This window comes from Elizabethkingia sp. YR214, from assembly GCF_003058195.1.
Taxonomy (GTDB): domain Bacteria; phylum Bacteroidota; class Bacteroidia; order Flavobacteriales; family Weeksellaceae; genus Elizabethkingia.
The window spans coordinates 394,598-408,524 of sequence record NZ_QBUH01000004.1; the positions used below are offsets into that span (position 1 = coordinate 394,598).

A 13,927-nucleotide genomic window follows, 5' to 3' on the forward strand; every position below is an offset into this window, starting at 1 on the left:
CGACTGATAAATACCTTAATGATTGATCTTTGTTCGTTTTTCGGCTGTTGAGGATGAGATTAAAGATGCAGCAATACTAACGCCTAAAATACCTAAGATAATTAGCAAGGAATGCGTTGTTTTAAAGCCCCAGTCTTCCAGTTGGTGATGAAAGATCATCTTTAATCCGATAAATGTAAGCAGGAAAGCCAGACCGGTTTTTAAATACTTGAATTTATCTACAATATTGGCCAGAAGGAAGAACATAGATCTAAGTCCTATAATGGCAAATATGTTGGAAAAGAATACAATATAGGGGTCCTTAGTTACTGAGAAAATAGCGGGGATAGAATCCACGGCAAAAATAAGATCGGTAAACTCTATGATTAACAGTACCAGAAATAAAGGTGTCATTTTTTTAATTCCGTCCACTACTACAAAGAACTTGTTTCCTTCGAATTTATTATGGACTTTAAAGTATTTATTGGCAAACTTGACTACTGGATGCTTTTCGGTATCTATATGCTCTTCTTCTTTGCTAAAGAACATTCTGAGACCAGTAAAGACAAGAAATGCTCCAAATACGTACATAATCCACTCGAATCGACTGATAAGAGATGCTCCTACAAAGATAAAGATGAAACGCATGATAATAGCGCCCAAAATTCCCCAGATAAGTACTTTGTGGTAATTCTTTTCAGCCACCTTAAAGGATCCGAAGATGAGAAGGATTACAAAAATATTGTCGATGGATAAGGCATATTCTACAATATAGCCAGTGATATATTCCAGAGCTAGGTTCTTGTCATAAAGCTCTAAGCTGGTTTCAAAATCACCCGGGATTATCTTGACAGGGTGGTGGTGTTTGGCTATAACTTGCTGCAGCCTTTCCATACTGTCAATATTGTGTAGGTAGTGCCCGAATTGCATTAGGAAAAAATAGAATCCAAGAGCCACACAAATAACGAATATACTCATCAGGATTGCCTGTTTCAGCGATACTGATTTGTTGTTATTTTCTTTGTTTTTGCTCTTTTTACTGAATAATCCCAGATCGATAACCAGGATTAATAATACGATGGCTAAGAAGCCTATGATAAATAAAAGTTCTCCACTCATTTTTTAGTACAATGTAATGCGCAAAGATAGTCTAAAAACCAATAATTTATATCGTTTTACAAATGTGAACTTAAGTTTTTTTTAAGAATTTTAAAAAGAGGGTTTGTTTAACTATTATATCCACATTTATGAATATTTGTCTTTAAAATAGGCTTAAAGTAAATATGAAAAAAGACTTTATATAAATATTTTTAAAAACTGATTGTTAGTAAGTTACATTTTTTGATTATTTTTTCGTTAACGAGAAAAGTTATCAACAGACATTTTGTCAAATCAAAGTGTTTAACAATTCTCAGATGTAAATTTTAATAAGAGATAAAAATACCCTAAATTTGGAGCAGAAAATAAAAATGTAAATGGCATCAGTTTTTGAATACTTCACAAATGTAAACTTCTCAAATCGCTATATTTTGCCTCAAAAATTATTTTCCTTCCTACAGGAAAATTACAGCGATTATATATCAGAGGTAGGTAAGTCGGTTTTAGGACAACCTGTCTATCAGTTTTCAATAGGTAACGGACCTGTTAATGTTCTGGCTTGGTCTCAGATGCATGGAAACGAATCTACTGCTACACTGGCAATGCTGGACTTGCTTTACTCGCTGGATCAGAATACTGAACTAAAAGACAGACTTTTTAGTAAAATAACATTGGATTTTATCTTTATGCTGAATCCGGATGGTTCGGAAAAATGGACCAGACGCAATGCTTTGGATATCGATATGAACAGAGACTTTCTAAAAGAATCGAGCCCTGAGATTAAAATTCTGAAAAAGATAGCTAAAGAGAAGAAATACGATTATGCACTAAATCTGCATGATCAGAGAACGATCTTTACAACAGACGGAGTAAACCCTGCAACTTTGTCTTTCCTGGCTCCTTCTTTCGATCAGGATAGATCACTGAATGAAAACCGAAAAAAGAGTATGGCAATTATTGCACATATTTATTCGGATCTGAAAAATAAAATGCCTGATCGTATCGGACGTTATACTGATGAATTTTATCCAACATCAACCGGAGACAATTTTATGCTGGCAGGTATTCCTACAGTATTGTTTGAAGGTGGACACTCGGAAGATGATTACCTGAGAAAAGAAACCCGTAAATATTATACACTGGCATTGTATGATGCATTGGCAGCAATGTCTATTATTCCTGGTCAGACACTGGGCTATGAAACCTACTTCGATATTCCGGAAAACCAGCAAACCCACTATGATCTTATTTACAGAAATGTAAAACTGAATACAGATTTCGATTGTGTATTGGATGTAGCTGTGCAGTATAAAGAGGTGATTAATGAAGGTGATGAGGAGATCTCCTTTGTTCCTTTTGTTACTGAAGTCGGAGATATAGGCAAGAAGAAAGCCTGGAAAGAAATCGATGCAACCGGAAAGAAATTTATATCAGAAAAAAAATATCCAAAGTTGGATGAAGAAGTAAACTTCAGTCTTGGGTAATGATTATTCATATTTTGGGAGCTTCAGGTTCCGGGGTTACAACACTGGGAAATTATATCAGTGAGAAACTAGGTTGGAAGTATCTGGATTCAGATGATTTTTTCTGGGAGAAGACAAATGTACCTTATACGGCGAAAAGAGATCCCAAAAGCAGAGATGCAGAAATTTTAAAATTGTTAAAAAGCGGGGAGTCCATAATTTTCGGTGGGAGCTGTATCAGCTGGTCACCGGAAATTCATTCCTGTTTTGATAAAATTGTTTTTCTATTTGTACCGCCGGAGAGCAGAATGCTTAGGGTAAAGAAGCGGGAGGCGGAAAGATATGGTGAGAAAATCTTCACAGATCCGGAGATCCAAAAGATGCATAATGACTTTATTGCGTTTTGTAAAGATTACGACGAAATGAAAGGAATTGCCAACCGTACCATAAAGGCTCACCGTAAATGGCTGGAGAATCAGACTGTTGAAATTACTGAAATTTCGGGAGATTTTCCGACCATAGAAATCGCAGAAAAATTACTTTCCAAATGGCAGTTACTTCATTAAAAAGCCGTAATTTAGTGGCTTAAAATAATTTTGTCAATCTAAAAACTAAAATATGAATCAATTCGATGTAGCCGTTATTGGCTCAGGTCCCGGTGGATATGTCGCAGCAATCAGATGTGCGCAATTAGGTTTTAAAACCGTAATTATTGAAAAGTATTCTACCCTGGGCGGGACTTGCCTAAACGTTGGATGTATTCCGTCTAAAGCATTACTAGATTCTTCTGAGCATTTTGAAAATGCAAAACACACTTTCGCTACTCACGGTATTCTTATCGATGAGCCTAAAGTAGACATTGCACAAATGATCAGTCGTAAAAATGATGTTGTAGACCAGACTACCAAAGGAATTAACTTCCTTATGGATAAAAACAAAATCACTGTATTACAGGGACTAGGAAGTTTTGAATCTGCAACTCAGATTAAAGTAACAAAAGCTGACGGATCTTCTGAGGTTATCGAAGCTAAGAATACAATTATCGCAACAGGTTCCAAGCCTTCTTCATTGCCCTTCATTACATTGGATAAAGAAAGAGTGATTACTTCTACAGAAGCATTAAACCTTAAAGAAGTGCCTAAGCACCTTATCGTAATCGGTGGTGGTGTTATCGGCCTTGAATTGGGTTCTGTATACCTTCGTTTAGGAAGTGATGTTACTGTTGTAGAATATCTGGATAAAATTATCCCTGGAATGGATGGTACTTTATCTAAAGAATTACAGAAAACTCTGAAAAAGCAAGGAATGAAGTTTATGCTTTCTACTGCTGTTTCAGGAGTTGAAAGAAATGGAGATACTGTAAAAGTTACAGCTAAAGATAAAAAAGGAGAGGATGTAGTTGTTGAAGGTGACTACTGCCTTGTATCTGTAGGACGTCGTCCATATACAGATGGTCTTGGTCTTGAGAAAGCAGGTGTAGAACTTGATGAAAGAGGAAGAGTAAAGACTAACGATCATTTGCAGACAAACGTTCCAAATATTTACGCTATCGGGGATGTTGTAAAAGGAGCGATGCTTGCACACAAAGCTGAAGAAGAAGGTGTCTTTGTAGCTGAAACTTTAGCAGGAGAAAAACCACACGTTAACTATAACCTTATTCCGGGTGTTGTTTATACATGGCCTGAGGTTGCTGGTGTAGGTAAAACTGAAGAGCAATTAAAAGAAGCTGGTGTTGCTTACAAAACCGGATCTTTCCCAATGCGTGCATTAGGACGTTCCAGAGCAAGTATGGATACTGATGGGGTAATCAAGATTCTTGCTGATGAGAAGACTGACGAAATCCTTGGTGTACATATGATCGGAGCAAGAGCTGCAGATATGATTGCTGAAGCTGTAGTTGCAATGGAGTTCCGTGCTTCTGCAGAGGATATCGCAAGAATATCTCATGCACACCCAACTTATACTGAAGCGATTAAAGAAGCTGCTTTAGATGCTACAGGTAAGCGTTCAATTCACATGTAAGATTATCTTTAATCATAAATAAAAAAAAGCAATCCAAAAGGATTGCTTTTTTGTTTTTTAAGGATGTTGTTGCTGTTTCGAAGGATCATCATAATTAACCATCCACGAGATTCCAAACTTATCTGTCCACATCCCAAAGTAGGCACCCCAAAAAGTATCTTGTAAAGGCATTGTTACTTGTCCACCTGCAGAGAGCCCGTTAAATATTTTTTCTGCTTCTTCCCTGGAACCGGTATTTACAGAAAGCTGGATATTGTTACCCTTAACAAATTTCCCTTCTTTACATGTATTATCAGTTACATCGGAGCCCATAAGTACGGTTTCTTGCGAAATAGGAAGGGCAATATGCATTATTTTATTTTTATCTGCTTCATTAACGGGATATTCCTCGCTAGGTGGCATATCCGAGAATTTTCCTACATAGGGAAACTCACCACCAAAAACAGATTTATAAAACTCAAAGGCCTCCAGGCAATTTCCTTCAAAATTAAGATAAACGTTAATTTGTGCCATATCAATTATTTAATTATTCTCAAATTTAGATTTTTATGAAGGCAGAAATAATAATAATTTTCATAAATTTTTGTTAAAAATATCAGGACAAGGTTATGGCTATCAGAAAGTCCTGAATTTATCATAGAAAGCGCTTGCTTTTACCGGGGCAATATTAAATTGTATACCCACAGTTATGCCGCGGAAATATTTTTCCTTATTTAATGGAATTGCATAGCCGCCAGTTAACCACATTACATTGAAGAGGCTAAGTCCTATATTTGGCTCTGCAGCATAAGGAGATACAGACATCCCGTACATAAAAATGGCATTATTATAATATGCGTGTACCTCCGGAAGAATTTTAGCATTTCCGTTTACCGGAGTATAAATAGCCCCAGCACCAATATTAAAATACCCCTGATTGGAGGAAGTAGAGGTTCTGTATTCAAAGCTTAGCTTCAGACTGTTTCTGTCTGTATATTTATACCCAACGCCAATAGCTGTCTGATCAATAAACTGAGCTTTAGTAAAATAAAGAGCTCCGAAGAGCAAAAAAACAGAGAGTAATGCAGAATATTTCATGACAGATGTTTACTCAAAATTAAATAAAGTTTTTCTTCCGTAAAAGAAAGCCTATTTTTGCATAAAAATAAAGTATGCAAATCGGGAAGAAACAATATTTATCAGTCTCCGGGAAATCTGAAGCCGGACTTCAATTAAAGGATGAATCAGGGAATGAAATTTTTCTTTCCAAACTTTTTGCAGATCCTGCTTCGGAAATAGGTGATGAGGTCTCAGTATTCGTTTATCAGGAAGAAGGAGAATTAAAGGCTACAACCGAAATTTCTTACTGCGAGGTAGGAGAATATGCTGTACTACGTGCTGTACAGACGCTTCCTAGTGGTGCTTTTATGGACTGGGGAATTATAAAAGATCTATTTGTTCCATACAAGCAGCAGAAAGGTAAGATTATTGAAGAAAAAAGATATCTTGTCCATGTTTATATAGACGAGGCTACAGGGCTTATTACAGGAACTACAAAATTTAAAAGAAATCCTCAGTATGAGAATCTGGATCTTAAGAAAGGAGAAAAGGTTGATCTGATCCTGATTAATGAAACGGAACTTGGATGGAATGTAGTTGTTAACAAAAAATATATAGGACTTGTATATGCTTCTGATGTGTACAAGAAATTATATCCGCTGAACGAAGAAATAGGCTATATTAAAGCAATAAGAGAGGATGGGAAGATAGATGTTACTTTACAGCCTGAAGGCTTTGAAAATATAGACAATTTCCGTCAGGAGATTCTGGATGCTCTGGACGATCACGGAGGCCTGCTTTACCTTTCTGATAAATCTTCTCCTGAAGAGATTAAGGACAAGTTACAGATGAGTAAAAAGAACTTTAAAAAGGCTATTGGTGGATTATACAAAGAAGGAGTTATTGAAATTCTGGAAGATAAGATCCGTTTGAAATAATAATAGAACATATTATAAAAAAGCTGTCTCAAAAGTATTGAAGACAGCTTTTTTATGGCTTAATAAATTTAAGCTTATTAATTATTACCAGAATTACTCCGGATAAACTCCGATGGCGTCTTGTTGGTGTATTTCTTAAACATTCTGTTGAAATAGGTAACATTATTAAAGCCACAGCTATAGCTGCACTCGGAGATTGTTTTATCCTGAACCATTAGAAGACAAGCCTTATTAATACGGTAGCGGTTGACAAACTCTGTAAAAGTAATGTGTGTTGCTTTTTTAAAAAAATTACAGAATGCAGGGAGGGTAAGGTTAGCCAGCTTTGCGATATCTTCTATATTTATCTCTTTATCGTAATGGTGTTCTACATAGGTGAAGATATTCTCCAGCCTTGTCTTATTTTTAGAGATTATGGTATAAGGCATAATTTCCTTATTTAGCAACTCGTATTCCTCACACATAGAAAGTTCGAAGAGAATTTCCAAGAGCAGTAAATATCTTTTATAGCCTTCAGATTCCAGGAGTTTTTTTAGTTTTGGCAGTAGTGCCTTTTTTGTATCCGTGCTATAAAGGATACCATATTTAGAGCGTTCCAGTAAATCTTTAACAGCTCTGGTTTCTGTTTCCTGCTGAGGAAAGTGTAAAATATCTTCTCTGAACTGAAGTACTATTTCCTCATGCGGATCAACAGAATTCAATCCAAATCCTGAATGGGGGATGTTTGATCCTATCAGTACAAGATCACCGTTTGTATAATTGCTTTTATGGTAACCTACATGCCGTGTACCACTTCCAGAAATTACACAAACCAGTTCTATCTCCGGATGATAATGATATTCCCATTTAAACTCAGAAATAGGAGAGTTATTATGAAGCGTCCGGAACGAGCTTTTTTCACTTGGAATAATTCTTTCAAAACTAACTTTCATTCAATTAATCACATTTATTCGCTAAAAATAATAATTATATTAATATAGTTCAAATATTTATTTATTGTGTTAAATTAACGTTAACACAAATGCTTCTATCTTAGTCACCAGGAAATTATTTAATGAATAACAGGTGCAAATTATTTCTGAAGAATATTGATGTACCGGTATTTTATTTTATAAAATATTAATCCTGGAAAACAGGATATTAAAAAACTGGTAAATGAAAAACTTCAATATAAAGGCCGTTTTATTTCTTAACTACTTTGTTTTTGCAATTTTGCTGAATTCTGTAGGGACAGTTATTTTGCAGGTGCAGCAAAACTTCGGAATTTCAAAATCTTCGGCGAGTGTTCTGGAAGGATTTAAAGATCTTCCTATTGCAATCTGTTCTTTTATTTTAGCTTCATTCTTGCCTAAAATAGGAATAAAAAAAGCAATGCTTACAGCACTTTTTCTGGTGAGTTGTATGTGCTTCGTTATGCCTTTTACTAATGATTTCTGGTTTTTCAAATTACTTTTTACAATAGTCGGCGTTTCCTTTGCCCTTATCAAAATTTCGGTTTTTACTTCTATCGGCCTTGTTACCAATACAGATAAAGAGCATTCCAGCTTTATGGGGTTTCTGGAAGGTTTTTTTATGATAGGAGTGTTGGCGGGCAATGTGTTATTCAGTTTATTTATAGATGATCATAATCCGAAGTCTACCCACTGGCTGAATGTATATTGGGTATTGGGAGTACTTTCGTCTTTGTCTTTTATATTTCTTTTCTTTTCAAAACTAAATGAAAAAGAAGCGAAAAGTGGAACAACAGATTTAATAGGAGATATAAAGAACAGTATTAGTCTTTTCAGTTATAAAAAGGTTCTATTCTTTCTTCTTTGTGCTTTCCTTTTCGTTTTGGTAGAGCAAAGTTTCCAGACCTGGACACCAACATTCTATAAAGAAATACTAAAGGTACCCACATCCATGAGTATACAGGCGGGTGCTGTATTGGCAGGAGCATTTGCACTTGGACGATTCTTATCCGGATTCTTTTCTAAAAAATTTAGTTGGATTTATGTTGTTTCTTTTTGTGTGGTAGGTTTTGCAATCAGTTTGTTATTGGTATTACCCCTGACGCACAGTGCTGCCATCGACACCAATACAACATGGATGAATGCTCCTCTTGTAGTTTATCTATTTCCTTTAATGGGGGGCCTGCTGGCGCCAATTTATCCAAGTATCAATTCCGTAATTCTGGCTTCTATCCCGAAGTATTTACACAGTGCAATGTCCGGACTTATCGTTGTCTTTTCGGCAATAGGTGGTACAATAGGATCAATTATAACAGGTTTTGTTTTCCAGGAATTCAGTGGACAAAGAGCCTTTTATCTTTCTCTTATACCATTGACACTGTTGATTATCTCCGCAATTTTCATGAACAGATTAAAAATACAAACAAATAAAAAATAAATACAGATATGAACAGCCAATTATATATCAATGAAATTCAACCTCTGTTTGATGATGTTCAGAGATCCAGAATTTTTAAAGATCAGAAAACAATGACGGATGTTATTCCTTTGTTTTCTGTATCTGATATTAATAAGAAATATGAGGAAGAAAAGCAGAAAGAAGGATTTGATCTAAGATCTTTTGTACTGTCAAACTTTGATTTTATAGGAGAAAAGGCTGTAAAGAAAGAAGATATGCTGCCTATAGAAGAGCATATTGAAAAGCTTTGGGATGAGCTTACCCATACAGCTTTCGAAAATGAAGGGACGCTTCTGAAACTTCCAAAACCTTATATTGTTCCTGGGGGACGTTTTAACGAATTTTTCTATTGGGATAGCTATTTTGTAATGCTTGGATTACAAGTTTCGGGGAGAGTAGAGATGATGAAAAACATTGTTGAGAATTGCTCCTACCTGATCCACGAATTCGGATTTGTACCGAATGCCAGCAGAACACATTTTCTTAGTCGCTCCCAACCACCATATTTTTCTCTGATGCTCGATTTACTGGTTGAAAGCACAAATGATGAAAAAATATACAGCAAGTATCACAGTACACTGGAAAAAGAATATCTATTCTGGATGGATGGCGAAGAGGGACTGGAAAATGATTCTGCCATTAAAAGGGTGATCAAAACAAGGGAAGGGGATATATTAAACCGTTATTATGATTCCGAAAACACACCTCGCCCCGAAAGCTATCTCATAGATATTGAAGATCAAAATAATATTTCCGGAGAAGAATTTTTCAGAAATATAAGAAGTGCCTGTGAGTCCGGCTGGGATTTTTCCAGCAGATGGTTCGAGGATGAAGCGACTATACAAACTATAGAAACACTGAATTTGGCCGAGGTTGATCTTAATTGCCTGTTGTGGCATTTGGAAAAGACATTGGTTAAATCTTCAGAGCTTATGGGAATGAATGATAAGGCTGAATATTATGTCCAAAGAGCTGAAAAAAGAAAGCAATGTATAGATCTTTATTTCTGGGATGAAAATGCTGGAATCTACAGAGATTATCATATAAAGAAGCATAGAAAAACATCTTCCGAACACATTGCAACATTATATCCTTTATTCCTTGGACTTGCAAATGAGAAGCAGGCAAAAGCCGTATCGAAAATCATTACTGAAAAGTTTCTTTATCAGGGTGGTTTGGTTACAACAACAAAAGAAACGGGTCAGCAATGGGACCTGCCAAATGCCTGGGCTCCGTATCAGTGGCTAGGCTTTTTGGGAATGAAAAATTATGGATATACACAATTGGCAGATACAATAAAGAATAATTGGAGTACTAATGTAGAAAGGGTTTATAATAATACTGGTAAGTTGATGGAGAAGTATAATGCACTGGATACCAAAACAATTGCCGGAGGTGGTGAATATCCTAATCAGGATGGATTTGGCTGGACAAACGGCGTTTATCTGAAGTTAAAACGAAACTAAAAAAATCAATGATATGAAGAAAAGATCAATATTTCTGATGACCGGTGTCGCCATGTTTTATTTTCATAATGCATACGGACAGGAAACGGTTAAAGATTCCACGAAAGTATCATCAATAGATCAGGTGGTTATTACAGGTAATTCTAACCCTAAAAAGAAAATAGAATCCAGTACCGCAATTTCTACTTTTAGTGCTAAAGAGATTCAGAAGCAGAATCCTATAAGTGCTGCCGCTTTATTACAGAGAGTGCCAGGCTTTGCCGTAGAAACATCGGGTGGAGAAGTAGGGAACAACCTTTTTGCAAGAGGAATTCCTTCCGCCGGAGCTTATGAATTTGTTCAGGTACAGGAAGATGGTTTACCTGTTTTTGAAGATGGGGCTTTGCAATTTGCCAATGCCGATATGTTTTTTAGAGTAGATAATACGGTAAGCCGATTGGAAGCACTGAGAGGGGGTTCCGGTTCTATTTATGCCAACAACTCGCCCGGAGGACTTATTAACTTTATTTCTAAAGAAGGAACAAATACTTTTAAAGGAACAGCGAAGCTGGAAACGGGTTCTTATGGACTGATGCGCACTGATGTTAATGTTGGTGGGGCTTTGATACAAGACAAATTATTCTTTAATGTTGGTGGATTTTACAGAGTAGATAATGGACTACGGAAAACAGGATTTAAAGCAAATGAAGGAGGTCAGATTAAAATGAATCTGAAATATGTTTTCGATAAAGGATATGTAAAAGCGTATTACAAAAAACTGGATGACAGAAATACATTCTATCTGCCAATTCCTTTAATACAAAATGGAAACGACCTGAAAGGTTTTCCCGGCTTCGATCCTAACTACGGAACTTACAGTTACAGATCTATTAGTCAGTTTAATATTCCGCAGGCCGGAGGAGGATTTTTCCAAAGAAACCTGGAAGATGGCATTCACCCGAAGGTAGATGTAATAGGAGTAGAGTTTAAATATGATTTGGGGAACAATTTTACCGTGCTTAATAAGACCAGGTATACGAATATTAATATGAACTATACCGGAATATTCCCTGCTGGCGGACCGCAATTAGCTGCCGATTTTGCTAAAAATAAAGGAATTGATGCAAACAATTATCAGTATTCTTCAGTTAGCAACGGTCAGTCCGTTAGTCCACAGTATGTTCAGGAATTAGGTTTCTGGGCGATCGACAAACAGATGCGAAACTTTGTGAACGACTTGCAATTCAATTATAAGTTTGATAAAGGGAATATTACCGCCGGTTTTTATAAATCCAACTGGAAATCCCACCAATACTGGAACTGGAGCAATATCCTGACAACAGCGACGGACAAACCGGAATTGCTCAATCTTGTAGATAAATCACTAAGCCCTACGGATAATGGATATTCTAAGACTTACAATGGTGTTAGTAGTATGTCTTTCCTTATCAGAGATTCTCAGATCCAGGGAAGCCTGAATAATATCTATTTAAATGTAGACTACAACGTTACAGATGATTTGAGTTTAAATGGAGGGATTCGCTACAGCCGTGATTTTTACAAAGGTTATGGTGTAGGTACAACAACAGCTAATCTCAATAATTCTGGTTTAACAACAGATGGTACACACAGTTTTGCAACTACTACTGCGGATGATAATATGGCGGTCCTTGGAAATAAGTATACATACTGGAATTATGACATTAGTAAAGTGTCTTATACTTTGGCTACAAATTATAAAATCAATAGAGAAAATGCAGTATATGCGCGTTTTTCCAGTGGATTCAGATCACCAAATGAAGAAGCTTATCACAACAACATGGCAAATTTAGGTATAATAAAACCTGTATTAACCAATCAGCTGGAAGTTGGTTACAAATATTATTCCCGTACTTTTGATATAGCTGTAATTCCTTTTTACTCAACGCTGAAAAACCTGTCATTTACAGACATCTATTCTAACGGAGTTTCCGAAAATAAATTTGCCAATACTTCTAACCTTGGGGTAGAGCTGGAAGGTTACGCCCGCTTGTTTAGCAATGTACTGGAAGTTACATTTAACGGAACAATTCAGAATCCGAAGTATAGAAATTTTACCGGAAGAAATGCAGATGGATCAACATTTGACTACAATGGTAATGTAGTAAGAAGAATTCCTAAATTTTATTTCAATATTTCTCCGGCTGTTAATATTACTAAAGAATGGAGAGCTTATATCAGCTATAACTATTATGGAAAACGTTTCCAGGATGAAAAGAATATTCAGGTTTTGCCTTCTTTTAGCGAATTTGGAGCCGGAATGTCTTATCAGTTAGGTAAAATACGTTTTGCAATAGATGGAACCAATATATTTAATACTATTGGTATTACCGAAGGAGACCCAAGAGCAGGATCTCCAACCGGGGACGGAATTATTATGGCAAGACCAATTATGGGTGCTGCAGTAAGAGGATCTATTACCTTGGACTTTTAGATCAGTTTTACAACTGCCTAAGCTAGGGATACCTATATTTAGACACAAGTAAATGATTTGGCCTGGTTTTTACCAGGCCATTTTTATAGAACTTTTGTCCTGATTATGAATATTTTTAGGTGTTTTTAGATAAGGACAGGGAGCACAAACAATTTATATTTGTTGTTTTTCCATTAGCTAAAAGTTCTATTGGGGTTATTTGGTATATGGAGAAATGTAATTCTATATAAAAGATTAGTATGTACAGAAGGGTAAGAATTATTGTGACATTAGGTTTATTGTGGTTTTCAGGTGGATGTTTAAAAGCGCAGATTAGCCCGCCGGGATTGGGAGAAGCCAATACCGCTTTTTGGGGAGCTTTCGGAATTCGTCGTAAACTGGATTCTTTAGGAAAAAAACAAGCGCTCAGTTATATTGCAATTGGACGAAAGAGTAGTCCGGACAATGATAATCTATTTTCAAAGCAAGCTATTTTTGTAGCCAATCATGAAGTATTCAATTCATTTGCTCCTCATCAGCAATACAGCTATGCCATAAGCTATCGTAGACAAAATGAATATCAGAGTATAGAACCTTATGAAAAAGAAGGGGTAGAACAAGAATTCAGACTTTACGGAAGATATGCTTATACATTTAATGTTGGAAGTCAATGGAAGTGGAAGAATACCATCCGTCAGGAATTCAGAAAATTTTTTGATGCCGATTTTCATAATGCTGAAGAGAACTTTCAGCTGAGAACAAGACTGAAAAGTCAGTTGACATATAATTTATCTGAGAAAAACAGTCAAAAGCTGGCATTAAGCGTAGAGACACTATTTTCTACAAGTTATATGAACGAACCAGAAACCCACTGGGCTCCTTTTGCTTATAAAGAAATGCGTATAGCTCTTTATTATATGTTCAATATTCCCAATTCTCCTTTCTCAATGGACATCGGTTATATGGATGATTTGATCAGTGGAAGTCATAGTGCTTCTAAAGGTGGCGTACATTATTTAGCAGCAGATTTAATCTGGAACCTTCCCTATAAAAAGAGCGGTATAGAATAAATTCTAGAAATTA

12 protein-coding genes are annotated in these 13,927 nt (G+C 36.1%); 8 read left to right on the forward strand and 4 right to left on the reverse strand.

Features of this window, described 5'->3' with window-relative positions; genetic code table 11:
• Positions 1–15: 15 nt before the first annotated feature.
• The gene (locus C8J95_RS10365) at positions 16–1,098 is read right to left on the reverse strand and encodes a TerC/Alx family metal homeostasis membrane protein (RefSeq protein WP_107808263.1); all 1,083 of its coding nucleotides are present in this window, start codon (positions 1,096–1,098) and stop codon (positions 16–18) included.
• A 356-nt stretch (positions 1,099–1,454) separates the two neighbouring features.
• Here C8J95_RS10365 and C8J95_RS10370 point away from each other — a divergent pair, with 356 nt between their 5' ends.
• The 3 genes from C8J95_RS10370 to lpdA are packed head-to-tail and all read left to right on the forward strand — an operon-like array spanning position 1,455 to position 4,562.
• Positions 1,455–2,561: a M14 family zinc carboxypeptidase gene (locus C8J95_RS10370; protein ID WP_107808264.1), complete on the forward strand. Its 1,107-nt coding sequence runs from the start codon at positions 1,455–1,457 to the stop codon at positions 2,559–2,561.
• Positions 2,561–3,106, forward strand: coding sequence for a shikimate kinase (locus C8J95_RS10375; RefSeq protein WP_107808265.1), 546 nt, complete (start codon positions 2,561–2,563; stop codon positions 3,104–3,106). The genes C8J95_RS10370 and C8J95_RS10375 overlap by 1 nt, the downstream gene beginning before the upstream one ends.
• A gap of 52 nt (positions 3,107–3,158) precedes the next feature.
• Positions 3,159–4,562, forward strand: coding sequence for a dihydrolipoyl dehydrogenase (gene lpdA / locus C8J95_RS10380; RefSeq protein ID WP_078402140.1), 1,404 nt, complete (start codon positions 3,159–3,161; stop codon positions 4,560–4,562).
• Between the two features lie 57 nt (positions 4,563–4,619).
• Here lpdA and C8J95_RS10385 read toward each other — a convergent pair whose 3' ends face one another.
• Both C8J95_RS10385 and C8J95_RS10390 read right to left on the reverse strand, forming a co-directional pair.
• Positions 4,620–5,075: a VOC family protein gene (locus C8J95_RS10385; RefSeq protein WP_107808266.1), complete on the reverse strand. Its 456-nt coding sequence runs from the start codon at positions 5,073–5,075 to the stop codon at positions 4,620–4,622.
• Between the two features lie 102 nt (positions 5,076–5,177).
• Positions 5,178–5,639, reverse strand: coding sequence for a hypothetical protein (locus C8J95_RS10390; RefSeq protein ID WP_107808267.1), 462 nt, complete (start codon positions 5,637–5,639; stop codon positions 5,178–5,180).
• Between the two features lie 74 nt (positions 5,640–5,713).
• Between C8J95_RS10390 and C8J95_RS10395 the strand changes: the two genes are divergently transcribed.
• On the forward strand, positions 5,714–6,538 hold the full coding sequence (locus tag C8J95_RS10395) for a S1 RNA-binding domain-containing protein (RefSeq protein ID WP_107808268.1): 825 nt from the start codon (positions 5,714–5,716) through the stop codon (positions 6,536–6,538).
• A 77-nt stretch (positions 6,539–6,615) separates the two neighbouring features.
• On the opposite strand, the gene C8J95_RS10400 is transcribed toward C8J95_RS10395, so the two are convergent.
• Positions 6,616–7,470 carry an AraC family transcriptional regulator gene (locus C8J95_RS10400; RefSeq protein WP_107808269.1) on the reverse strand — a complete coding sequence of 285 codons (855 nt, stop codon included), beginning with the start codon at positions 7,468–7,470 and terminating at the stop codon, positions 6,616–6,618.
• 223 nt (positions 7,471–7,693) lie between these two features.
• Between C8J95_RS10400 and C8J95_RS10405 the strand changes: the two genes are divergently transcribed.
• From C8J95_RS10405 to C8J95_RS10420, 4 genes are all read left to right on the forward strand, one after another.
• Positions 7,694–8,926, forward strand: a complete 1,233-nt coding sequence (locus tag C8J95_RS10405) for a sugar MFS transporter (RefSeq protein WP_107808270.1) — start codon at positions 7,694–7,696, stop codon at positions 8,924–8,926.
• An 8-nt stretch (positions 8,927–8,934) separates the two neighbouring features.
• Positions 8,935–10,413, forward strand: coding sequence for a trehalase family glycosidase (locus tag C8J95_RS10410; RefSeq protein WP_107808271.1), 1,479 nt, complete (start codon positions 8,935–8,937; stop codon positions 10,411–10,413).
• Between the two features lie 13 nt (positions 10,414–10,426).
• On the forward strand, positions 10,427–12,865 hold the full coding sequence (locus tag C8J95_RS10415) for a TonB-dependent receptor (RefSeq protein ID WP_107808272.1): 2,439 nt from the start codon (positions 10,427–10,429) through the stop codon (positions 12,863–12,865).
• A gap of 239 nt (positions 12,866–13,104) precedes the next feature.
• Positions 13,105–13,914, forward strand: coding sequence for a DUF2490 domain-containing protein (locus C8J95_RS10420; RefSeq protein ID WP_107808273.1), 810 nt, complete (start codon positions 13,105–13,107; stop codon positions 13,912–13,914).
• The last annotated feature ends 13 nt before the right edge of the window (positions 13,915–13,927 follow it).

What these genes read in the sequence shown, in the direction of transcription:
- C8J95_RS10375 (WP_107808265.1), top strand. Translation starts at nt 2,561, where the DNA reads ATGATTATTCATATTTTGGGAGCTTCAGGTTCCGGGGTTACAACACTG.
- C8J95_RS10365 (WP_107808263.1), bottom strand. Translation starts at nt 1,098, where the DNA reads ATGAGTGGAGAACTTTTATTTATCATAGGCTTCTTAGCCATCGTATTA.
- C8J95_RS10420 (WP_107808273.1), top strand. Translation starts at nt 13,105, where the DNA reads ATGTACAGAAGGGTAAGAATTATTGTGACATTAGGTTTATTGTGGTTT.
- C8J95_RS10395 (WP_107808268.1), top strand. Translation starts at nt 5,714, where the DNA reads ATGCAAATCGGGAAGAAACAATATTTATCAGTCTCCGGGAAATCTGAA.
- lpdA (WP_078402140.1), top strand. Translation starts at nt 3,159, where the DNA reads ATGAATCAATTCGATGTAGCCGTTATTGGCTCAGGTCCCGGTGGATAT.
- C8J95_RS10390 (WP_107808267.1), bottom strand. Translation starts at nt 5,639, where the DNA reads ATGAAATATTCTGCATTACTCTCTGTTTTTTTGCTCTTCGGAGCTCTT.
- C8J95_RS10370 (WP_107808264.1), top strand. Translation starts at nt 1,455, where the DNA reads ATGGCATCAGTTTTTGAATACTTCACAAATGTAAACTTCTCAAATCGC.
- C8J95_RS10385 (WP_107808266.1), bottom strand. Translation starts at nt 5,075, where the DNA reads ATGGCACAAATTAACGTTTATCTTAATTTTGAAGGAAATTGCCTGGAG.
- C8J95_RS10410 (WP_107808271.1), top strand. Translation starts at nt 8,935, where the DNA reads ATGAACAGCCAATTATATATCAATGAAATTCAACCTCTGTTTGATGAT.
- C8J95_RS10405 (WP_107808270.1), top strand. Translation starts at nt 7,694, where the DNA reads ATGAAAAACTTCAATATAAAGGCCGTTTTATTTCTTAACTACTTTGTT.
- C8J95_RS10415 (WP_107808272.1), top strand. Translation starts at nt 10,427, where the DNA reads ATGAAGAAAAGATCAATATTTCTGATGACCGGTGTCGCCATGTTTTAT.
- C8J95_RS10400 (WP_107808269.1), bottom strand. Translation starts at nt 7,470, where the DNA reads ATGAAAGTTAGTTTTGAAAGAATTATTCCAAGTGAAAAAAGCTCGTTC.